The sequence below is a fragment of the Streptomyces sp. NBC_00306 genome, assembly GCF_036169555.1.
Lineage (GTDB): Bacteria > Actinomycetota > Actinomycetes > Streptomycetales > Streptomycetaceae > Streptomyces > Streptomyces achmelvichensis.
The window spans coordinates 6165201-6186962 of the sequence record NZ_CP108032.1 but is presented as its reverse complement, the minus strand read 5'-3'; the positions used below and the strand labels follow the sequence as shown (position 1 = coordinate 6186962).

The 21762-nt window shown below is 70.8% G+C and carries 18 protein-coding genes; 16 read left to right on the top strand and 2 right to left on the bottom strand.

Features of this window, described 5'->3' with window-relative positions; translation table 11 throughout:
- Positions 1-20: 20 nt before the first annotated feature.
- Genes OHA05_RS27615 through OHA05_RS27545 form a run of 15 tightly spaced genes read left to right on the top strand, consistent with a single transcriptional unit; the run spans position 21 to position 18599 of the window.
- A complete protein-coding gene (locus tag OHA05_RS27615) occupies positions 21-2228 on the top strand; it encodes a bi-domain-containing oxidoreductase (RefSeq protein WP_328861988.1) in 2208 nt (735 codons plus the stop codon).
- Positions 2225-4201 carry an alginate lyase family protein gene (locus OHA05_RS27610; protein WP_313943598.1) on the top strand — a complete coding sequence of 659 codons (1977 nt, stop codon included), beginning with the start codon at positions 2225-2227 and terminating at the stop codon, positions 4199-4201. Before OHA05_RS27615 ends, OHA05_RS27610 begins: the two co-directional genes overlap by 4 nt.
- An 8-nt stretch (positions 4202-4209) precedes the next feature.
- Positions 4210-5736, top strand: coding sequence for a right-handed parallel beta-helix repeat-containing protein (locus OHA05_RS27605; RefSeq protein ID WP_313943599.1), 1527 nt, complete (start codon positions 4210-4212; stop codon positions 5734-5736).
- A 1-nt stretch (position 5737) separates the two neighbouring features.
- Positions 5738-7006, top strand: a complete 1269-nt coding sequence (locus tag OHA05_RS27600) for an O-antigen ligase domain-containing protein (protein ID WP_313943601.1) — start codon at positions 5738-5740, stop codon at positions 7004-7006.
- A gap of 2 nt (positions 7007-7008) precedes the next feature.
- The gene (locus tag OHA05_RS27595) at positions 7009-8253 is read left to right on the top strand and encodes a glycosyltransferase (protein WP_328861987.1); all 1245 of its coding nucleotides are present in this window, start codon (positions 7009-7011) and stop codon (positions 8251-8253) included.
- The gene (locus OHA05_RS27590; RefSeq protein WP_328861986.1) at positions 8250-9485 is read left to right on the top strand and encodes a class I SAM-dependent methyltransferase; all 1236 of its coding nucleotides are present in this window, start codon (positions 8250-8252) and stop codon (positions 9483-9485) included. The genes OHA05_RS27595 and OHA05_RS27590 overlap by 4 nt, the downstream gene beginning before the upstream one ends.
- Positions 9482-10291 carry a glucose-1-phosphate cytidylyltransferase gene (locus OHA05_RS27585; RefSeq protein ID WP_328861985.1) on the top strand — a complete coding sequence of 270 codons (810 nt, stop codon included), beginning with the start codon at positions 9482-9484 and terminating at the stop codon, positions 10289-10291. Before OHA05_RS27590 ends, OHA05_RS27585 begins: the two co-directional genes overlap by 4 nt.
- Entirely contained in the window at positions 10288-10935 is a 648-nt protein-coding gene (locus OHA05_RS27580) for a PIG-L deacetylase family protein (protein ID WP_313943605.1), read from the top strand. Before OHA05_RS27585 ends, OHA05_RS27580 begins: the two co-directional genes overlap by 4 nt.
- 3 nt (positions 10936-10938) lie before the next feature.
- Positions 10939-11964 carry an NAD-dependent epimerase/dehydratase family protein gene (locus tag OHA05_RS27575; protein WP_328861984.1) on the top strand — a complete coding sequence of 342 codons (1026 nt, stop codon included), beginning with the start codon at positions 10939-10941 and terminating at the stop codon, positions 11962-11964.
- Positions 11961-13235 (top strand): DUF4910 domain-containing protein, encoded by a 1275-nt coding sequence (locus OHA05_RS27570; RefSeq protein ID WP_328861983.1) that lies wholly within the window; start codon positions 11961-11963, stop codon positions 13233-13235. Before OHA05_RS27575 ends, OHA05_RS27570 begins: the two co-directional genes overlap by 4 nt.
- 5 nt (positions 13236-13240) lie before the next feature.
- Complete coding sequence (locus OHA05_RS27565) at positions 13241-14530, top strand: hypothetical protein (RefSeq protein ID WP_328863469.1); 1290 nt, start codon at positions 13241-13243, stop codon at positions 14528-14530.
- Positions 14527-15474 (top strand): glycosyltransferase family 2 protein, encoded by a 948-nt coding sequence (locus OHA05_RS27560; protein WP_328861982.1) that lies wholly within the window; start codon positions 14527-14529, stop codon positions 15472-15474. Before OHA05_RS27565 ends, OHA05_RS27560 begins: the two co-directional genes overlap by 4 nt.
- On the top strand, positions 15471-16718 hold the full coding sequence (locus OHA05_RS27555) for a polysaccharide pyruvyl transferase family protein (RefSeq protein WP_328861981.1): 1248 nt from the start codon (positions 15471-15473) through the stop codon (positions 16716-16718). The genes OHA05_RS27560 and OHA05_RS27555 overlap by 4 nt, the downstream gene beginning before the upstream one ends.
- Positions 16715-17266, top strand: a complete 552-nt coding sequence (gene rfbC, locus OHA05_RS27550; RefSeq protein WP_328861980.1) for a dTDP-4-dehydrorhamnose 3,5-epimerase — start codon at positions 16715-16717, stop codon at positions 17264-17266. Before OHA05_RS27555 ends, rfbC begins: the two co-directional genes overlap by 4 nt.
- Positions 17267-17273: 7 nt before the next feature.
- Positions 17274-18599: a glutamate-1-semialdehyde 2,1-aminomutase gene (locus OHA05_RS27545; RefSeq protein ID WP_328861979.1), complete on the top strand. Its 1326-nt coding sequence runs from the start codon at positions 17274-17276 to the stop codon at positions 18597-18599.
- A 7-nt stretch (positions 18600-18606) separates the two neighbouring features.
- Here the strand turns inward: OHA05_RS27545 and OHA05_RS27540 are convergent, their stop codons facing one another.
- Positions 18607-19266 (bottom strand): phosphatase PAP2 family protein, encoded by a 660-nt coding sequence (locus tag OHA05_RS27540; RefSeq protein ID WP_328861978.1) that lies wholly within the window; start codon positions 19264-19266, stop codon positions 18607-18609.
- A 499-nt stretch (positions 19267-19765) separates the two neighbouring features.
- Between OHA05_RS27540 and OHA05_RS27535 the strand changes: the two genes are divergently transcribed.
- Complete coding sequence (locus OHA05_RS27535; RefSeq protein WP_328861977.1) at positions 19766-20581, top strand: SDR family NAD(P)-dependent oxidoreductase; 816 nt, start codon at positions 19766-19768, stop codon at positions 20579-20581.
- Positions 20582-21018: 437 nt separating this feature from the next.
- Here the strand turns inward: OHA05_RS27535 and OHA05_RS27530 are convergent, their stop codons facing one another.
- Positions 21019-21645, bottom strand: coding sequence for a helix-turn-helix transcriptional regulator (locus tag OHA05_RS27530; RefSeq protein ID WP_328861976.1), 627 nt, complete (start codon positions 21643-21645; stop codon positions 21019-21021).
- Positions 21646-21762: the final 117 nt, after the last annotated feature.

Here is a 21762-nt window from a genome sequence, read left to right as displayed (position 1 = left end):
TAGAAACAAGAGGAGCTCGGGTGAAGCAGGTTGTTCAGAACTACAAGAGCGGCGAGCTGGCGGTGCTCGACGTGCCGGTGCCGGGGTGCAAACCGGGCGGGGTGCTGGTCCGCACCGCCTACTCGCTGATATCCACCGGGACCGAGCTCATGAAGGTGTCCGAGGCCGGCATGTCGATGCTCGGCAAGGCCCGCTCCCGCCCGGACCAGGTGGCCAAGGTCATGCAGAGCGTGGCCGCCAACGGGGTGCCCGCCACCTACCGCAAGGTGATGGGCAAGCTGGACTCCTACACACCGCTGGGCTACTCGCTGTGCGGGGTGGTCGAGCAGGTCGGCGCCGGGATCGACGATGTGAAGGTCGGCGACCTGGTGGCCTGCGCCGGCAACGAGCACGCGTTGCACGCCGAGCTGAACTGGGTGCCGAAGAACCTCTACGCGCCGGTGCCGGACGGCCTCCCGCCGCGCCACGCGGCCTTCGGCACCGTCGGGTCCATCGCGATGCAGGGCGTCCGCCAAGGCGAGTCGCGGCTCGGCGAGGTCGCGCTGGTCATCGGCCTCGGGCTGATCGGGCAGCTGGTGGTGCAGCTGCTCACCGCCTCGGGAGTCCGTGTCGTCGGGGCCGACCCCGATCCGGCGCGCTGCGAGCTCGCCGAGCGCCTGGGAGCCGCGGCCTGCGGCGATCCCGCTTCCGCCGCCGTGGAGGCCGCCGTCGCCGAACTCACCGGCGGTCACGGCGTGGACCAGGTGTACCTGGCCGCCGGCGGCAGCAGCAACCAGCCCGTCGAGCTGGCCGCGCGGCTCTGCCGGGACCGCGGCCGCGTCGTCGACATCGGCAAGTGCCGCCTGGACCTGCCGTGGAACGCGTACTACGAGAAGGAGCTCGACGTCCGCTTCTCGCGCAGTTACGGCCCCGGGCGCTACGACCCGGAGTACGAACTCGAAGGGCGGGACTACCCGATCGGCTACATACGCTGGACCGAGCGCCGCAATCTGGCGTGCTTCCTGGACCTCGTCGCCCGCGGCAGCGTCGATGTGGAGCCGCTGGTCTCCCACATCGCCGACTTCGATGACGCCGTCGAGACGTACCAGAGCCTCAAGGACGGCGATCTGAAGGCCGTGGCCGTCCTGTTCCGGTACGCCGGCCCCGCTGAGGACACAGCCGAGGCGGTGGCCCCGGCGGTCACGGTGCCCGCGGTGAAGCGACGCAGCGGCTCGGTGTCCACCCCGGCCCGATCCGCCACGTCGCCGGTGCGGCTGGCGTTCGTCGGCGCGGGCAACTACGCGACGTCGATGCTGCTGCCTCATCTGGCACAGCGCGACGGCGTGGAGCTGTCGACCGTCGTCACCACGACGGCGCTGTCCGCGGCCAACGCCCGGCGGAAGTTCGGCTTCGCCGAGGCGACCACCGATCTGGACGCCGTACTCGGCGACAAGTCCATCGACGCGGTGTTCGTCGTCACCCGCCACAGCTCGCACGCCGAACTGACCCGAAAGGCGCTGCTGGCCGGCAAGACGGTGTTCGTGGAGAAGCCGCTGGCGCTCACCGGGGACGAACTGGCCGGTGTGCTCGCGGCGGTGGAGGAGTCCGGCAACGACCGGCTGCAGGTCGGCTTCAACCGCCGGTTCGCGCCGCTGCTGCAGGAGGCCAGGAAGCGGTTCGGAGCCCGGACCGGTCCGGCGAGCCTCCGTTATCTGGTCAACGCGGGCCGGCTGCAACACGGCAGCTGGTACCTCCAACAGGGCAGCGAGGGCTCACGGTTCGCCGGCGAGGGCGGACACTTCATCGACACGGCGAGCTGGCTCCTCGATGCCGACCCGGTCTCGGTGTACGCGGTCGCCACGACCGGCAACGAGGATCTGCAGGTCGTGCTGCGCTACCCGGACGGGTCGACCGCCACCATCAGCTACGTCACCACCGGCGCGGCCGGCTTCCCCAAGGAAACGCTGGACCTGGTCGCGGACGGCAAGGTGCTGCGGCTCGACGACTTCGTCCGTGCCTCGCTGTTCGCCGACGGAGGGGTCGGCCGCAGACGGTGGGTCAGCTCCCGGCTCCCCAAAGCACGGGACAAGGGCCAGTCCGCCGAACTCGCCGCGTTCATCAGGGCCGTGCGGACCGGAGGGCCGATGCCGGTTCCGCTGGAATCCCTGGTCGCCACCACATCGGCCACCCTCGCCGTGCAGGCCGGTCTGGCCGGCGGCGCACCGGTGACGCTGGCGAGGACACGATGACGATGAGCTCGGGGAGTCCGGGCTGGTACCTGAGGCGGCTGTCCCGGATGGGACCGCGGGAGATCGGCGGCCGGGCGGGCGACGCGGTACGCAGGCGCCGTTGGCGTTCGGCACGCCCGGACTGCCCGAGTGTGACGGGCGCGCGGTTCACCGCGGTACTGCCCGCCGGGACGATCGCCGCCATACCTCCGGACGCCGCGAAACGTCTGGTCGCCGAGGCGGACCGGCTCATGTACGGGCACGCCGAGTACTTCGGCGTGGTCCGCGACGACCTGGACGACCCGGACTGGTGGTGCGACCCGAAGACCGGCCGCCGCGCCCCGTGGGGCTACGCCTTCGACGTGCCGTACCGCAACGAAGAAGCGGTCGGGGACATCAAGCAGATCTGGGAACTGTCCCGGCATCAGTACCTCACCGTGCTCGCCGCCGCCTACGCGATCACCGGCGACGAGCGGTACGCGGAGCGCGTCGCCGAGCACCTGCGCTCGTGGTGGACAGCCAACCCACCGCTGCGCGGCGTGCACTGGATCAGCGGCATCGAGCTGGGCATCCGGCTGCTGTCCTGGGTGTGGATCCGCCGGCTGCTCGACGGCTGGCCGGGTGCGGCCGTGCTCTTCGAGGGCAACCCGGTGGCGCTGAACCAGATCTGGCACCACCAGCGCTGGCTGGCCGCCTTCCCCAGCCGGGGGTCGTCGGCGAACAACCACGTCATCGCCGAGGCCGCCGGACAGTTCGCCGCGGCCTGCGCGTTCGGGTGGTTCCCGTCCTCCGCACGCTGGCGAGCCGGCGCGCTGCGGTCGCTGGAGCGGCATCTGCACGCCAATACCTTCGCATCCGGCCTCAACCGCGAGCTGGCCACCGAGTACCACGGACTGGTGCTGGAACTCGGCCTGGCCGCGACGGCCGAGGCGGATGCCGCCGGCGTGCCGCTCCCCGCGTCGATCCGGCTGGTGCTGCAGCGGATGACCGACGCGCTCGCGGCCGTCGTGGACAGCCGGTTACGTCCGCCACGCCAGGGAGACGCGGACGACGGGCACGGTCTGATCGTGGACGGCGCGGGCACCGACCGCTGGGCCTCGCTGCTCGCCACCGGGGACGCCGTGTTCGGCCGGCTCGCATGGTGGCCGGCGGTGACCGGCACCGATGTGCGCACCCCGCTGCTGGCCGCGCTCATCCGGCCACGCACGCACACGGGAGGGGCACCCGCCGCGACCCGACCGGCAAGCCGGCCGGACCACTTCGCCGACGCGGGCATGACCATCCTGCGCGGTCCGGGGGAGATCTGGTGCCGTTGCGACGGTGGCCCGCACGGCTTCCTGTCCATCGCCGCGCACGGCCACGCGGACGCGCTGTCCCTGGAGGTCCGGCACGACGGGGTCGACGTACTCGCCGACCCGGGGACGTACTGCTACCACGGGCAACCCGAGTGGCGGCAGTACTTCCGGTCGACCCTCGGCCACAACACCCTGCAACTGGACGGCCATGACCAGTCCGTGTCCGGCGGCCCGTTCCTGTGGACCCGCCATGCCCGCAGCCGCGTCCTGACCGCGGACACATCCGGAGCCTTTGAAGGAGGGACAGCCCGCTGGTGCGCCGAACACGACGGCTACCAGCACTCCGTGCACCGCCGCCGGGTGGAACTGACGGCCGCAGCACAGGAGCTGAGGGTGGTCGACGAGGTACGCGGCCCACGCCGGGCCGTGCGCCTGGCGTTCCACCTCGGTCCGGCGATCACCGCGGACCTGGCGGACAACCGGGCACGGCTCACCTGGTCACGGGACGCACAGGAGCGCACCGCGGAGCTCGACCTGCCCGGCCGGCTGACCTGGCAGGCGCATCGCGGCGAGACCGACCCGCCGTTGGGCTGGTACTCCGCCGGCTTCGGGCGCAAGGAACCCACCACAACGCTGGTCGGCACCGGCTTCACCGACGGCACGGAAGGCTTCACCACCGTGCTCAGGTTCCACGGCTAGGGGGGCGCGTGGGGATCAAGAGGCGGCACCGGGCATGGGCTGCGGCACCACTGACGCTGGCCCTGCTGGCAGCGACCGGCTGTGACAGTGAGAGCACGCCCACCGCCCGGGCGAAGCCGACCGCCGCGCCGTCGACGCCCGTGGCCCGGGTGTGCGCCAAGCCCGCCGCCGGGCCCGCGAAGGCGCCGGCGGGCGCCGTGACGGTCGACCCCGCGGTGGTCGGCGACCTGGCGGCGAAGACCCGGATCAGCCCTCCGAACACCTCGTTCTGGCTTCGGCCGGGCAAGCACACGCTCGCCCCGGACCGCTACGCCCAGGTCGTCCCCAAGGAGGGGAACCGCTACTTCGGTGCGCCGGGCGCGGTGCTCGACGGCCGGAAGAAGAACCAGTACGCGTTCAGCGGCAATGCCCGCAACGTCACCATCCGGCATCTGACCGTGCAGGGCTTCGTCGCGCCGCACAACGAGGGCGTGGTCAACCATGACTCGGCCGACGGGTGGGTGATCGAGCACGCGACGATCCGCAACAACTCCGGCGCCGGGCTGATGGCCGGTGCCCGCCAGCAGGTCCGCGCCAGCTGCCTGCGCGACAACGGACAGTACGGCATCAACGCCTACAAGGCCGGCGACGCCATCCGCGGCCTGGTGGTCGAGGGCAACGAGATCGCGGGAAACAACACCGAGGACTGGGAACGGCGTCGGCCGGGCTGCGGCTGCACCGGAGGCATCAAGTTCTGGGCCGTCAACGGCGCCGACGTCCGCGGCAACTGGGTGCACGACAACCGTGGATCAGGGCTGTGGGCGGACACCAACAACAACGACTTCCGCATCGAGAACAACCTGCTCGAGGCGAACGACGGTGCCGCGCTGATCTACGAGACCAGCTACAACGCGGTCATCCGGAACAACACGATCCGGCGGAACAACTGGGTCGAGGGCCGCAGATACGCCGACCGCGGGGACAGCTTCCCGTTCGCGACCGTCTACCTGTCCGAGTCCGGTGGCGAACCCCGCGTCCGGGCCCGCACCGACAAGATCGAGATCTACCGGAACGTGCTGGAGAACAACTGGTCCGGCATCACCCTGTGGGAAAACGCCGACCGGTTCTGCAACAGCCCGGCCAACACCTCGGCCGGCGACTGCACGTTGCTGGTGGACAACACCGACCGCTGCGCACAGCCGGCGATCGCCGGCGCACCGCTGTACGCCGACTGCCGGTGGAAGACACAGCGGGTGGACATCCACCACAACCGCTTCGTGCTGGACACCTCGGTCGTCGACTGCACGGTCAAGTGCGACCGCATGGCGGTGCTGGCCAACTACGGCACCTATCCGGACTGGTCGCCGTACCAGGGCGAACGGGTGGCCGAGGCGATCACCCACCAGCAGCACAATCGATGGCACGACAACGTCTACATCGGACCATGGAAGTTCGTCGCCCACGACCCGAGCCGGATACTCGACCCCGTGCAGTGGCAGGGCACGCCGTACCAGCAGGACGCGGGCAGCACCTTCCGCGCAGGGGTCGGTGGTTGAGATGAGCCGTGACCACGCGGAACACACGGGCCACACAGACCACACTGACCACACGTCGAAGATCGTCGGGACGGTCTGGGGGCTGCTGATCCTCAACACGCTCGGCTCCGCCGGGGCGAAGACCATCGTCCCCCTCCCCCGCTCCCTCATCCAGATGGTCACCATGGGGGCCCTGGTCGCCGCGTTCGCGCTGGCGCTCGCGATCAACCTCCAACTACGCATCCGGCCCAGCGCCTTCGTCTTCCTGCTCACCCTGCTGCTGGTGCCGAGCGTGATCTCCAGCGCGGACCTGGAGTCCGGGTTCGGCGCACTGTTCCGCTGCGCCCGGCTGGCTCTCTTCATCGGCACGCTGTGGCTGCTCAGCCGCTGGTGGAACGGCGGCCTCACCTTCGTCCGGCACCACATCCGGATGTACTTCGCGGTGCTCGGGTCGGTGGCCGCCGGCCTGGTCGTCTCGCCGGGCGCGGCCATGCCCGAGCTCTACGGCGGGCGGCTGGTCGGCGCGTTGTGGCCCCTCACCCCGCCGCAGATCGGACAGTACGCCGCCGTGATCATCGGGCTCACCGTGCTGCTCGTACTGGGCCGGCGGACCGACCGGGTCAGCGCCGCGGTGGTCATCGTGCCGTCCCTCGTCCTGCTCGCTCTGACCCATACCCGGACGGCCACGCTCGGCCTGTTCATCGGGCTGGCTCTGGCGATCGGCTCGCTCTTCCTGACCAGCACGGCGGCCCGCCGGTTCTTCACCTGGGCGGTGGCCTGCGCCGCGGTGGCCGCGGTGGCATTCGGCTCCGCGCTGCGGGAGTGGTTCCTGCGCGGACAGAGCCAGGAGAACTTCACCAGCCTCACCGGTCGGGCCAAGGTCTGGGACGCCCTGCTGGCAGCGCCCCGCACGACCGCGGACGAGTGGCTCGGTATGGGCCTGGGCGACAAGTCGTTCGGAGGACTGCCCATCGACAACAGCTGGCTGGCCGTCTACCACGAGCAGGGTCTGACCGGCGTCACCCTGGTAGCGGCGATCATCATCGTGCTGGGCGGCGTCGCGTTGCTGAGGCCGCCGTCGCTGCCGAGGGCCTGTGCGATCTTCCTGATCAGCTACTGCGCGATCGCGTCGTACACCGAGGCCGGCCTCGGCGACGCCTCGCCGTATCTGCTGCATCTGGCCCTGGCCGCCTCGCTGCTGGCGGCACCCGCCACGGCCGCCCCCCTCGCCACACCCGACGTACCCCGACGACGTATTCCGCGATGGGCCCGAAGATCGGAGGTGGCCTGACCATGCACATCCTCGTGGTGCACAACCGCTACGCCTCGGCGCAGCCGAGCGGGGAGAACAAGGTCGTCGACCAGGAGGCGGAGCTGCTGCGCGCGGCCGGCCACCGGGTCACGGTCTTCGAGCGGCGCAGCGACGACATCGCCGCCCGTTCTCTGCTCAGCAAGGCCGCGGTGCCGCTGCTCGTGCCGTGGAACCCGGCCGTCCGCGCGGAGCTCGCCGCCCGGCTGCACACCGAGCGGCCGGACGTGGTGCACATCCACAACGTCTTCCCGCTCCTGTCGCCCGCGGTGCTGGCTGCCTGCGCCGACGCCGACGTGCCCGCCGTCGCCACCCTGCACAACTACACCCAGGTCTGCCCGCCCGGCACGCTGCAGCGGGACGGCCGGCCGTGCACCGAGTGCGTCGGGTCGGCGACGGCGCTGCCCGCCGTCCGGCACGGCTGCTACCGGAACTCCCGCCTCGCGACGGTGCCGCTCGCCGTCAGCCTGAGGGTCAACCGGCGGCGGTGGTGGTCCGGCGTGGAGCGGTTCCTCTGCATCTCCGCGGCGCAGCGCGATGTCCTGGTGCGGTCCGGCATGCCGGCCGAACGGCTGGCGGTGAAGCACAACTTCGTGCCCGACACGGATGCCCGCCGATCCGGCGCGGGCGAGCATCTGCTCTATCTGGGCCGCCTCGCGGAGGCCAAGGGCGTACGGCTGCTCATGGCCGCGTGGGACAAGATCGCAGCGAGCGGCGGTGTGGGCGTGCCGCTCGTGATCGCCGGCACGGGACCGCTGGAGCACGAGGTCACCGCCTGGGCGGCGGGCCGCGACGACGTGCGCTATGTCGGCCTGTACGACACGGACCAGTGCAGGCAGGCCATCGCGCGATCGGTCGCGGTGGTGGCTCCCTCGACATGGCTCGAGGCGTTCGGCCTCGTGGTCGTCGAGGCGATGGCGGCCGGCGTCCCGATCGTCGCCGCCGGTCACGGCGCCTTCGTCGAACTGGTCGAGGACGGCGTGACCGGGCTGCTGCACCGGCCGGGCGAGGTGGCCTCGCTCGCGTCCTGCATACGCCGGATCGCGGCCGAGCCGGCCGGCAACCGGGACATGGGTCAGGCGGCCAGGCGCCGGTACGAGCAGGGGTTCAGCCCGGCCGTCGGCCTGGAGCGCCTGCTGGAGGAGTACCGCACCGCGATCGCGGGACGGTCAGCACTGGCTCGCGGCGGAACCGTCCGCGCGAGCAGGGGGGATGGGGACAGCAGATGACACGATGCCGACTCTGCGGCTCGGAAGCGATGGCGAGCGTCGTCGACCTTGGGGCGACGCCGCCATGTGAGAGCTTTCTCGCCGCGGACCAACTCGACCGGCCGGAGCCGGCGTACCCGCTGCACCTGCGAGTCTGCACCGACTGCTGGCTGGCGCAGCTCCCGCCGCTGATCACGCCGGAGGAGACGTTCAGCGAGTACGCGTACTTCTCCTCCTTCTCGACCTCCTGGGTGGAGCACGCGCGGACGTTCGTCGCCGACGCCGTGGAGCGGCTGGGGCTGGGCACCGACGCCTTCGTGGTCGAGGTCGCGAGCAACGACGGGTACCTGCTGAGGCATGTGGTGGACCGCGGGATCCGCTGCCTCGGTATCGAGCCGTCGGTGAACGTCGGCAAGGCGGCGCGGGACGCGGGGGTGCCGACGCTCACGGAGTTCCTGGACCCGGCCACCGCCGCCGCCGTCCGTAAGGAGCACGGTCCGGCGGACCTGGTCGTGGCCAACAACGTGTACGCGCACATCCCCGACGTGGTCGGGTTCACCGAGGGGCTGCGTGCCCTGGTCGCCGACGACGGCTGGGTCTCCATCGAGGTGCAGCACCTGCTCACCCTGATCGAGGACAACCAGTACGACACGATCTACCACGAGCACTTCCAGTACTACACGGTCGCATCCGCGATCCGGGCACTGGCCGGCGGCGGACTCGCGCTCGTGGACGTCGAGTTGCTGCCCACGCACGGCGGCTCCATCCGGCTGTGGGCCCGGCCGGCCGAGGCGGCCGGCGAGCCGAGCGGACGGGTGGCCGACGTGCTGGCCCGGGAGAAGGCCGCCGGACTCCAGGAGCTGTCCGGGTACACCGAGTTCTCCGCCCGTGTGGCCAAGGTGCGCCGGGACCTCCTGCGGTTCCTCATCGAAGCGGCCGACCGCGGCGAGACGGTCGTCGGCTACGGCGCGCCGGGCAAGGGCAACACCCTGCTCAACCACTGCGGCATCCGGCCCGACCTGCTCCCGTACACGGTCGACCGCAACCCCTACAAGCACGGCAGGTACACCCCGGGGACCCGCGTCCCGATCCTGCCGCCCGAGCGGATAGCCGTCGACCGGCCGGACTACGTCCTCGTCCTCCCGTGGAACCTGCGGGCCGAGCTGGTCGAGCAACTGTCCTTCATCGGTGACTGGGGCGGCCGGCTGGTCTTCCCCATCCCGGAACTGAGCATTGTCGAGGTCACGTCGTGAAGGTCGTCCTGTTCTGCGGCGGTTACGGGATGCGGATGCGCAACGGAACCCCCGACGACGTGCCCAAGCCGATGGCGATGGTCGGCCCGCGGCCGCTGATCTGGCACGTCATGCGCTACTACGCGCACTTCGGGCACACGGAGTTCATCCTGTGCCTCGGGTACGGCGCCCACCACATCAAGAACTTCTTCCTCAACTACGAGGAGACGACGTCCAACGACTTCGTGCTGAGAAGGGGTCGGACCGAGCTGCTGTCCACCGACATCTCGGACTGGACGATCACGTTCGCGCAGACCGGAGTCGAGTCACCGATCGGGGAGCGGCTGCGCCGGGTGCGACACCACCTGGACGGCGACGAGATGTTCCTCGCCAACTACGCCGACGTGCTCACCGACGCCCCGCTGCCGGAGATGATCGACCGCTTCGCCGCGCGCGACGCCGGTGCGTCGATGATGGTGGTGCCGCCGCAGTCGTCCTTCCACTGCGTGGACCTGGGCGAGGACGGCCTGGTGGGAGGCATCACCGCGGTGAGCGAGCTGCCGCTGTGGGAGAACGGCGGCTACTTCGTGCTCCGCCAGGAGATCTTCGACCACATCCCGGAGGACGGGGACCTGGTCGCCGACGGCTGCTCCCAACTGGCCAAGCGCGGACGGTTGGTGGCGCACCAGCACCGCGGCTTCTGGAAACCGACCGACACCGTGAAGGAGCGGGCCGCGCTCGACGCCGCCTACGCCCGGGGCGACCGCCCGTGGGCCGTGTGGGAACGGGACGGCGCGGGGGCCAAGGCCGGGGTGAGGACCGTATGATCCGGCTCGGCGCCGGACGCCTGGACCGGATCGTCGCGGTGGGCGCGCACTGCGACGACATCGCCATCGGCGCCGGCGGCACGCTGCTGACGCTGTGCCTCGCGCGCCCGGGCATCCGCGTCGACGCGCTGGTGCTCTCCGGCGGTGGCAGTGACCGGGAGCAGGAGGAGCAGGCCGCGCTGACCGCCTTCTGCCCGGGCGCCGACCTGCGGCTCACCGTGCACAAGCTGCCGGACGGCCGGCTGCCCGCGTACTGGGAAGAGGCCAAGTCGGCGGTCGAGGAGCTGCGCGGACAGGCCGAGCCGGATCTGATCCTGGCCCCGCGCACCGATGACGCGCACCAGGATCACCGCGGCCTGGCGCAGCTGATACCCACCGCGTTCCGCGACCACCTCGTCCTCGGCTACGAGATCGTCAAGTGGGACGGCGACCTCGGCCGTCCGTCGGCGTACCAGCCGCTGTCACCGGAGATCGCCGAACAGAAGGTGCGACTGCTGCAGGAGCACTACCCCTCGCAGCGGCACCGGCCCTGGTACGACCGGGAGGCCTTCCTCGGGCTGGCCCGGATCCGCGGTATCGAATGCCAGGCGCGCTACGCCGAGGCCTTCGCCGTCACCAAACTCACTCTCGACCTGGGGGAATGAACCTTGCGCGTACTTCTGACCGGACACCAGGGCTATCTGGGCACCGTCATGGCTCCGGTGCTCACGGCCGCCGGGCACGAGGTCGTCGGGCTCGACGCCGGCCTGTTCGCCGACTGCGTGCTGGGCCCGCCGCCCGCGGACCTGACGGCTCACCGGGTGGACCTGCGCGACGTCACCGCCGACCACGTGGCCGGGGTGGACGCCGTGATCCACCTGGCCGCCCTGTCCAACGACCCGTTGGGATCGCTGGCGCCGGAGCTCACCTACGACATCAACCACCACGCGTCCGTACACCTGGCGCGGCTGGCCCGCGACGCCGGAGCCCGGCGCTTCCTGTACGCGTCGACCTGCTCGGTGTACGGCGCCTCCGGCGGTGACGACCTGGTGACCGAGGACGCCCCGCTGCGCCCGGTGACGCCGTACGCGGAGTCGAAGGTGCGGGTCGAGGACGATCTGCACGCGCTGGCCGACGCCGAGTTCAGCCCGGTGTACATGCGCAACGCCACCGCCTTCGGCTTCTCACCCCGGCTGCGCGCCGACATCGTGCTCAACAACCTGGTGGGCCACGCACTCCTGTCCGGCCAGGTGCTGGTGCTCTCCGACGGCACCCCCTGGCGTCCGCTGGTCCACGCCGCCGACATCGCACGGGCCTTCGCGGCCGCGCTGACCGCGCCGCGCGAGGCGGTGCACGACCGGGCGTTCAACATCGGCAGCGAGGTCAACAACGTCACGGTCGCCGAGATCGCCGATCAGGTCGCCGAGGCGGTCTCCGGCGCACAGGTGAAGATCACCGGGGAGAACGGCGCCGATCCGCGCTCGTACCGCGTGGACTTCTCCCGGTTCCGCGCCGCGATACCCGGCTTCGACTGCGAGTGGACGGTCAAGCAGGGCGCGCTCGAACTCGCCGACGCCTACCGGAAACACGGGCTCACGCGGGAGGACTTCGAGCAGCGCTTCACCCGCCTCGCCGTGCTGCGCGAGGCGTCCGAGGCCGGCGCCGTCGACGACACCCTGCGGTGGCGCCGATGACCTCTGCCGGCGAAGACATGCACACACTGGTGGAGCGGCTCTACCCGCTCTGCCGGAGCATCACCGGCGACGGAGTGCGCGCCACCCTGGACATCGTCGGCGAGTACGTCCCGCTCCAGGTGCACGAGGTGCCGACCGGGACACCGGTACTCGACTGGACGGTGCCCCAGGAGTGGAACATCCGGGACGCGTACATCGCCGACGCCGCCGGCAACCGGGTCGTCGACTTCGCCGCGTCCAGCCTGCACGTGCTCGGCTACAGCGTGCCGGTGTCGCGCACCATGCCGCTCTCCGAGCTGCGCGCGCACCTGCACACCCTGCCGGACCACCCGAGCTGGGTGCCGTACCGCACGAGCTACTACAAGCCGGAGTGGGGATTCTGCCTGTCGCAGGAGACCCTGGACGCACTGCCGGACGGCGACTACGAGGTACGTATCGACTCCACCCTCGCGGACGGCCACCTCACCTACGCCGAGCATGTGATCCCCGGTCAGGTCCCCGACGAGGTGATCGTCTCCTGCCACGTCTGCCACCCGTCGCTGGCCAACGACAATCTGGCGGGCATCGCGGTGGCGACGTACCTGGCCCGGGCACTGGCCCAGGAAACGCCGTACTACACCTACCGGTTCATCTACGCGCCCGGCACCATCGGGGCGATCACCTGGCTGGCCCGCAACGCGGAGCGGGTGGAGAGCGTCAAGCACGGGCTGGTGCTGGCCTGCGCCGGCGACTCGGGTTCACTGACGTACAAACAGAGCAGACGCGGCGACGCGGAGATCGACAAGGTCATGCGACACGTTCTCGCCGCCTCCGAACGCCCGCACCACGTCAACGAGTTCACCCCGTACGGCTACGACGAGCGGCAGTACTGCTCACCCGGGTTCGATCTCGGCGTGGGTTCGCTCAGCCGCACCCCGTACGCCGGCTACCCCGAGTACCACACCTCGGCGGACAACCCGGACTTCGTCTCCCCCGCGGCCATGGCGGACACGCTCGCCGTCTGCCGCGAGGCGTTCGCCCTGCTGGACCGCAACCGGCGGTATCTCAACCTGAGCCCTTACGGGGAGCCGCAGTTGGGGCGGCGCGGGCTGTACGACTCGCTCGGCGGCCGCAGCGACGCGCAGCAGGCCCAGATGGCCATGCTCTGGGTCCTCAGCCTCTCCGACGGCGAGCACAGTCTGCTGGATGTCGCCGAGCGGTCCGGGCTGCCGTTCGACACCGTCGCGGCCGCGGCCGACGCCCTGCACGGCGCCGGTCTGATCAAGGCATGACGCGGATGGCCATCGAGGAGGAGAAGGCGACGGCAGCAGCCGGATCCGCCCGGCGTGCCTTCGCCGGGCGGCTGTCCTGGGGACTGGCCGACCAGGCGGCCTCCAGCATCAGCAACTTCGCGGTGGGCGTCTACGTGGCTCGCTCGCTGGGCGTGACAGCGTTCGGCGTGTTCAGCCTCGCCTGGGTGACGTACGGCGTGGTGCTCAACGTCTCCCGCGGCCTTGCCACCGATCCGCTCGTGGTGCGCTTCAGCGGCGTGTCGGAGGCATCCTGGCGCGGGGCCGTTGCCCGGTCGTCGGGTACCGCGCTCGTCGTCGGCGGCGCCATCGGTGCGATGTGCCTGGTGATCGGCGTCGCTCTCGGCGGCAGTGTGGGACCCGCGTTCGCGTGTCTCGGCGTCATGCTGCCGGGGCTGCTGCTCCAGGACGCCTGGCGGTACTCGTTCTTCGCCGCGGGCCTCGGGCGGAAGGCGTTCGTCAACGACCTCGTGTGGGGCATCGCGCTCGTCCCGGCCCTGGTCGTGGCGGCCCACGCGGGCAGCGTGGCCGCCTTCGTGCTCGCCTGGGGCGCGTCCGCCACAGTGGCCGCGGGGTACGGATACATCCAGTCCGGCATCCGGCCCCGGACGACCCAGGCACGCGCGTGGCTCCGCGAGCAACGCGACCTCGGCTACCGGTACCTCGTCGAGAACGTCAGCCTCAGCGGCGCCGGCCAGTTGCGCGCATACGGGCTCGGCGTGATCGTCGGGGTCGGCGCGGTGGGTGCGGTCCGCGGCGCCGAACTCCTCCTCGGCCCGTTCCTCGCCGTGCTGATGGGCCTCTCATTGGTCACGGTCGCGGAGGCGGCACGGGTGCTGCGGCAGTCCCCGCACCGCCTCGGCAGGTTCTGCCTCCTGCTGGGAGGCGGGCAAGCCATCGCCGCGCTGCTCTGGGGCGGAGCGCTGCTCCTGATGCCGGACCGGCTCGGCGAACTCGTGCTCGGCGACGTCTGGCACTCCGCCTCCCAGCTCATCGTGCCGGTCACCCTCGGCGTCGCATGGGCCGGGCTCGGCACCGGCGCGGCGGCGGGGCTGCGCGCGCTCGCCGCGGCCCGGCGCAGCCTGCGCTGCCAACTGTTCGCCTCCGCCTGCTACGTGGCGGGCGGGCTGGGCGGAGCCGCCCTCGGCGGCACGGTCGGCTCGGCCTGGGGCGTCGCCGCCGCGACGCTCGCCGGCTCCGCCGTGTGGTGGCTCCAGCTGCGCTCCGCCCTGCGCGAACACCACCAGGACACCATCCCCGAAGCGAGGACGCCATGACCGCGCAACCCAGGCTGAGCATCGGCCTGCCCGTGTACAACGGCGAGGAGTACCTCGCCGAATCGCTCGACGCCCTGCTCGGTCAGACCTACGAGGACTTCGAGCTGGTCATCTCCGACAACGCCTCGACCGACGGGACCGAGGACATCTGCCGCACGTACGCCGCGCAGGACTCGCGCATCCGGTACATCCGGCTGCTGCGGAACATCGGCGCCGCTCCGAACCACAACTACGTGTTCACCGAGTGCCGCGGCGAGTTGTTCAAGTGGGCCTCGCACGACGACCTTTACGCCCGGGACCTGCTGGGGCGGTGCGTCGAGGCGCTGGACGAGCGGCCGGACGTGATCCTCGCGCACTCCGACCAGGCGGTCATCGACGGCGAAGGACAGCTGAAGGTCCCCTACGAGTACGGGCTCGCCACCGCCTCGCCGCACGCCCCCGAGCGCTTCCGCAGTTTCCTGTTCGAACCCGGTGGCGACGACTTCTACGGGGTGATGCGCGCCGACATGCTGCGCCGCGTGAGGCCGCACAACAGCTATCACCACGCGGACCGGACGTTCGTCGCCGAGATCGTCCTGAACGGGCCCTTCCACCAGGTGCCGGAGCTGCTGTACTTCCGCCGCGACCACCCCACCCGCGCCGAGCGGGCGAACCCGTCCAAGCGCTCCCGGTGCGTCAATCTGGACCCGCGGCGGGCGGGCGCGCTGCACCCGACGCCCCGGCTGCTCGCCGAGTACGTCTGGGGCTTCGTCGCGGCGATCCGGCGGGCCCCGTTGTCCCCGGCCGACCGTCGCGCGTGCTTCCGCCATCTGGCCGCGTGGGCGACCAGCCGGGTCCGGCCGGGCGCCGGCGAGCGGGTCGAGGACCGCGCCCCGGTCGACCCGGGCCGGCTCACCGTCTCCGTCGACGCCCTCGTCGCCGGGCGTGAGCGGAGGCAGGCGTGACGTCCGTGGACGAAACCCCGGTGCGTGTCGGGGTGTTCGGACTGCTCGGCTCCGGCAACCTCGGCAACGACGGGTCGCTCGAGGCCGTGCTCGGGTACCTCCGCGCCGAGCACCCGGAGGCGGTCGTGGACGCGCTGTGCGGCGGGCCCGAGGTCGTGGCGGCCCGGTACGGGATCCCCGCGACACGGCTGCACTGGTACCGCGGGGAGTACCGGACCGCGTCGCGTGCGGGCGCGATCGCGGGCAAGGCTCTGGGCAAGCTCGTCGACGCGTTCCGCACCGCCGCGTGGGTGCGCCGGCACGACGTGGTGATCGTGCCGGGCATGGGCGTCCTGGAGGCCACACTGCCGCTGCGGCCGTGGGGCTTCCCGTACTCGCTGTTCCTGCTCTGCGCGACCGGCCGGCTGTTCCGCACCCGGGTCGCGCTGGTCGGCGTCGGCGCCACCGCGATCGCCGACCGGCCGACCCGGGCCCTGGTTCGCCGGTCGGCACGGCTGGCCACGTACCGGTCGTACCGGGACACCCAGTCCCGCGACGCGATGCGGGCGATGGGCGTGGACACCGCGCGCGACGAGATCTACCCGGACCTCGCCTTCGCCCTGCCGACACCGCCGGCAGGCGGTCCCGACGGGCTCTCGGTCCCGCCGGGCCCGGTATGCGTCGGCGTCATGGATTTCCACGGGAGCAACGACGACCGCGCCCGGTCCGAGGAGATCCACCGGAGCTACCTCGACGGAACGACCCGGTTCGTCCGCGCGCTGGCCGAGGACGGCAGGCCGGTCCGGCTGCTGACCGGCGACGCGTGCGATGCGCCGGTGGTCGCCGCGATCCTCGACGCGGTGGACTCACCGCTGGTCACCGCTGCCGAGGCGGCCACGCTGGCGGACCTGATGAAGGAGATGGCGGCTGCCGAGACCGTCGTGGCCACCCGGTACCACAACCTGATCTGCGCGCTGAAGGTCGGCACCCCGACGCTCGCGCTGAGTTATGCGGCGAAGAGCGACGCGCTCATGGATCGGATGGGGTTGGACGCGTACTGCCACCAGGCCCGCGAGGTGGACGCCGACCGGCTGCTGGAGCAGTTCCGGGAGCTGGAGAAGCAATCGGCGGAGCTGCGGCACATCCTCGCCGAGCGGAACCTGGTCGCCGCCCGCCAACTCGAGGACCAGTTCATCGCGTTGACCGCCGCCCTGTTCCCGGCGACCGGCCACGGACACGCCCGCACCCGGCAGGAGACACCATGAAGGCGACCGAAGTCCCGGCGATCGCGGGCGCGTACCTCTTCGAGCCGATGTCTTACGCCGACGAACGCGGCTTCTTCTGCCGCACCTTCGACGCCGACGTGGTCCGCTCGGTGGGCCTCGATCCGAACGCCTTCGTCCAGGACAGCGTGTCCCGCTCGGTCCGAGGCGTGCTGCGCGGTCTGCACCTGCGCTCAGGCGCCGGCGAGGCCAAGCTGGTGCGGTGCTCGTACGGGCAGATCTTCGACGTCGTCGTGGATCTGCGGCCGGACTCGCCGACCTACCGCAACCACACCTCCTTCGAGCTGTCCGGCGATACGCAGACGACCCTGTACATCCCGGCGGGGTGCGCGCACGGCTTCCAGGCGCTGACCGAAACCGCCGACACCTCGTACCGGATCGACCGCCCCCACGATCCGGCAGAGGACGTGACGATCGCCTTCGACGACCCGGAGCTCGCCATCCCCTGGCCCCTGCCGGTCACATCGATGTCCCAGCGGGACCGGGAGGCGCCGGGTCTCGCCGAGGTCCTGAAGAACAGAGAGAGTTGAGGTCGGCGTGGACACCGAAGAGTTCCAACTGCCCCGGTCACAGGCGGCGAACGAACGCCTGCACGCCATGATCCCCGGCGGTGCGCACACCTACGCCAAGGGCGACGACCAGTACCCCGAGAACCTGGCCCCCGTCATCAGCCACGGCCGCGGTGCCCATGTGTGGGACGTCGACGGCAACCGCTACATCGAGTACGGCTCCGGCCTGCGGTCGGTCAGCCTCGGTCACGCCCACCCGCGCGTGACCGAGGCAGTGCGGAGGGAGATCGACCGCGGCAGCAATTTCGTCCGGCCGTCGATCGTGGAGGCCGAAGCCGCGGAACGCTTCCTGGCCACGGTGCCGACCGCCGAGATGGTGAAGTTCGCGAAGAACGGCTCCGACGCCACCACAGCCGCGGTACGCCTCGCCCGCGCCGCCACCGGGCGCCCGCGGGTGGCCATCTGCGGCGACCAGCCGTTCTTCTCCGTCGACGACTGGTTCATCGGCTCCACACCGATGTCCGCCGGTATTCCGTCGGCGATCACCGACCTCACCGTGGCGTTCCCCTACGGGGACCTCGCCGCGGCGGAGGAGCTGCTCACCCGGTATCAGGACGAGGTCGCCTGTCTGATCCTCGAACCCGCCGGCCACACCGAGCCGCCGCCCGGCTATCTGACCGGCCTGCGCGAACTGGCCGACCGGCACGGCTGCGTACTGGTCTTCGACGAGATGATCAGCGGCTTCCGCTGGTCCGAGGCGGGCGCCCAGGGCCTGTACGGCGTCGTCCCGGACCTCTCCACCTTCGGCAAGGCGCTGGGCAACGGATTCGCCATCTCCGCACTGGCCGGATGCCGCGAGCTGATGGAGCGGGGCGGGCTGCGGCACTTGGATGACCGGGTGTTCCTGCTGTCCACCACGCACGGCGCGGAGACGCACTCCCTGGCAGCCGCGATGGCCGTGCAGACCACCTACGTCGAGGAGGGCATCACCGCGCAACTGCACGCCCTCGGCGAACGGTTGGCCGTCGGCGTCCGCGAAGCCGCGACCGGCATGGGCGTCGGCGACCATGTCGTCGTCCGGGGCCGGGCCAGCAATCTGGTCTTCGCCACTCTCGACGAGAACGGGCAGCCGTCGCAGCAGTACCGCACCCTCTTCCTGCGCCGTCTTCTCGCGGGCGGGGTGCTGGCCCCGTCGTTCGTGGTGAGCAGCGCGCTCAGCGACGCCGACATCGATCACACCGTCGACGCGGTGGCCCAGGCTTGTGCGGTGTACCGCAAGGCACTTGACGTGGGTGATCCCACGTCCTGGCTGGGCGGACGACCGGTGAAACCCGTGTTCCGCCGCCTGGCATGACGTGACGTCAGCGACGGCGCCACCGGCCGTCGCCGGCGATCCGGTCCGCCGGCCACGCGGTCGCCGGGATCACCGCCAGCGCGGTGCACCAGCCGCCGATGACGTCGGTCGGGTAGTGCGCGCCCAGGGCGACCTGCGCCCAGCCCATGGCGACACCGGCAACCAGCGCCGCGGTGAGCACTGTCAGCGTGCGGGCTGTCCTGCCGAGTCCGAGCCGGCCGGTCGCGAGCAGTGCCGCCACAAGGGCGAGCGCGGTGAAGAAGGCGGTGTGCCCGCTCGGGTAGGACAGATTGTCGGCGCCGTGGATGGTGCGTCCCACCAGAGGCTTGAGGAGCGTGGTCGTCGCCACGGTCGTGCCGGCGCCGGCAACGAGGAACACCGCCGCGCGAGGACGCCGGAGCAGCAGGCAGCCCGTCAGGGCGGCCACGACCAGCATCGCCGCTCCGGCGGGCTCGCCCAAGAAGTCGATGGCCAGGGCGACTTCCCGCCACGGCGACCGCACATCGCCCACCGCCGACTGGATCCGCATGTCCACGCGGCCGGGCTCGCTGTGGCCGGCGTACAGGACCCCGAGCACGACGACCACGAGCGCGGCGAGGGCCGCGACGAACCCGAGCCCGGCGCCCAGCGAGGGAGGCAGCACCGCGGGCACCGGCCTGCCGGCCACGCGGCCACCGGGGGCGGTCGATATGCGGTCATCTGCCGCGATGGACAGGTGGTGTGCAGGGTCCTGACGTCTGCGCCTCCCCCGTCCGTCACGACAACTGCCCACTGCCGGCCGCCGAGATGGGCGGGACGTCAGATGTAAGGGCTGCGGCTCAGCCTCGTCCGGTTTCGATTCCACGAACCTTCCCTTCATCGAACCTTCCCTCCAGCTCGGGGCAGAACCGGCTGCCACGACCGGCTCCCCGGGCAGTCTCCGCCCCGCTCAATCCGGCCGCGGCTCGCACATCATGACCCGCGCCAGGTGTCCGGGTGGTGCTCTCCGAATTCAACGTCCGCCTGGGCGGCACCACCATCTCCATTGGTTCGGAGAGTGGCACCGCGGTTCCCACACCGACTGCGTGGGGGGCCTTCGAGCACCCTCGGCAGGGCCGCGGTCCTTCGAATGCTGCCACGTAGGATCGATTCACCCGAGCCGGGCAGCGACAGGAAGGCGAACTCATATGACGGATCAGCGCGTTGTGGTCGTGACGGGGGGAGGAACCGGAATCGGTGCGGCGACGGCGCGGCTGCTCCGGGCGTCCGGCCACGACGTCGTCGTCTCCGGACGCCCGGAACCGTTGCACCGCATAGCCGCGGAAACCGGAGCTCTGGCCTGTCCGGCCGACACCGCCGACCCGGACGCCGTTCACCGTCTCGTCGAAACCACCATGGCGCGATTCGGCCGACTTGATGGATTGGTCCTCAATGCAGGAGTGGGACGCGGCGGAGGCGTCGGAGACCTGTCGAACGAGGACTGGGATCTGGTACTCCGCACCAACGTGACCGGCCCTTTCCTCTTGATGCGGGCAGCATTGCCCCACCTGCTCCGGGCCCATGGCTCCGTCGTCGCGGTTTCCTCGGTTTCCGCCCTCCGAAACGGAGTGGGCAATGCCGCGTACGCCACCTCCAAAGCGGCATTGCTGCAGTTGTGCCGGTCGCTTTGCGTGGACTACGGGCCGCAAGGCTTGCGGGCCAACGTGGTCTGCCCCAGTTGGATACGTACGGAGATGGCCGACCGCCGCATGACACGGTTCGCGGACGACGCCGGACCGACCATCGACGACGTCGACGACGCATACGAAGAAGCCACGAGGCTGCTGCCGGCACAGCGCCCCGGAGACCCTCGTGAGGTTGCCGAGGCAATTTCCTGGCTGCTGTCCTCGGCCGCGTCCTTCGTCAACGGAGCCGTCCTGACCGTGGATGGCGGAGTGACCGCACTGGATCCCGGAACTGTTCCCTTCGAGTTCCACGTCACCCGGCGCGATGACAACCATTGAGCTCTCGCCGACCGGACCACGCCGGGCCGCCAGGCAAGGAGAGACGCACGTGAGGTGATCGCCGAACTCGTGGCGGAAGGCAGCTCGTTATGGCATTTCGCGACCAGCACCAGGCGGCTCTTGTTTCGCGTCCTCACCGAGGAGCTGTCGGCGCCGGTGCCGGGCGCAAGCTCGCGTTCGGAACTCCCGGTCGGATGCCCGGTCGAACCGACTCCGGAATGGCCACGCAATCCATAGGAGGCTTCGACCGACGGTGTGTCATATGCGAGACAAGGTGTTCGTGGCGATGAGCATGTTCTGATATCCGCTGCCATGCAGAGACCTACAGCCAAGACTGCTTACCCGTAACAGATATACATCAACTGGCATTGCAGAGGCTGCGGATATCCCGGCGTCCCCAAGTTCCGCCCCGGATGCCGGAGCGGAACCCGGACCTGTCAGGCCACGAAGCTGACCGAGGGCGCGTGCGAATGCCATAGAGCCGCCACCTGTGCGCGGTCACGGCAGCGGAGTTTGCGTAGCACATTCGACACATGGAACTTGACCGTGCTGCGCTCGATGGTGAGCTGCTCAGCGATCTCCGAGTTGGAGAAGCCCTCGGCCACCAGCCGGGCCACCCCTCTCTCCCTGTCGGTGAGCCGGTTGACCTCCGAGGCGGGCGGCGGGGTCGGCCGGAGGTGGCCCATACGGCCCGAGAGCAGCGTGGGGACGAGCTCGGGAGAGACCCAGCCTCGCCCGCTCAACACCTCGCGAACTGCGGCTATGTAGCCGTGGTCGGGATCGTCACGGTCGATGATGCCGGCCAGCCGGGCGTGGGCTGACGACGGCCAGAAGGAATCGTCCTGGCCCGAGACCAGGACGATGAGCCGAGCGCCTTGGTGGGCGAGCGACGGGTCAGCCTTCAGCGCGCAGGCCTCCACCACGACGATGTCCGCCGGTGTGGACGAGTACGCGACGGCCCTTCCCATTCCGTACCCGGAGACGAGCCACCCGGGGCCGGTCAGCACCTCGGTTATCCGGCGTCGCAACGCGGGAGAATTGATGATGAGAGATATTCGTTCCATGCTTCCCCGTACCCCGTAATTCTGATGCACAGAGCGGCAGGAATCCGGGCGAGTCAAGCCCAGTTGCTCTCCCCCGCCCACGAGAACCCTTGATCAGCAACGAGGAAGCTAACACAT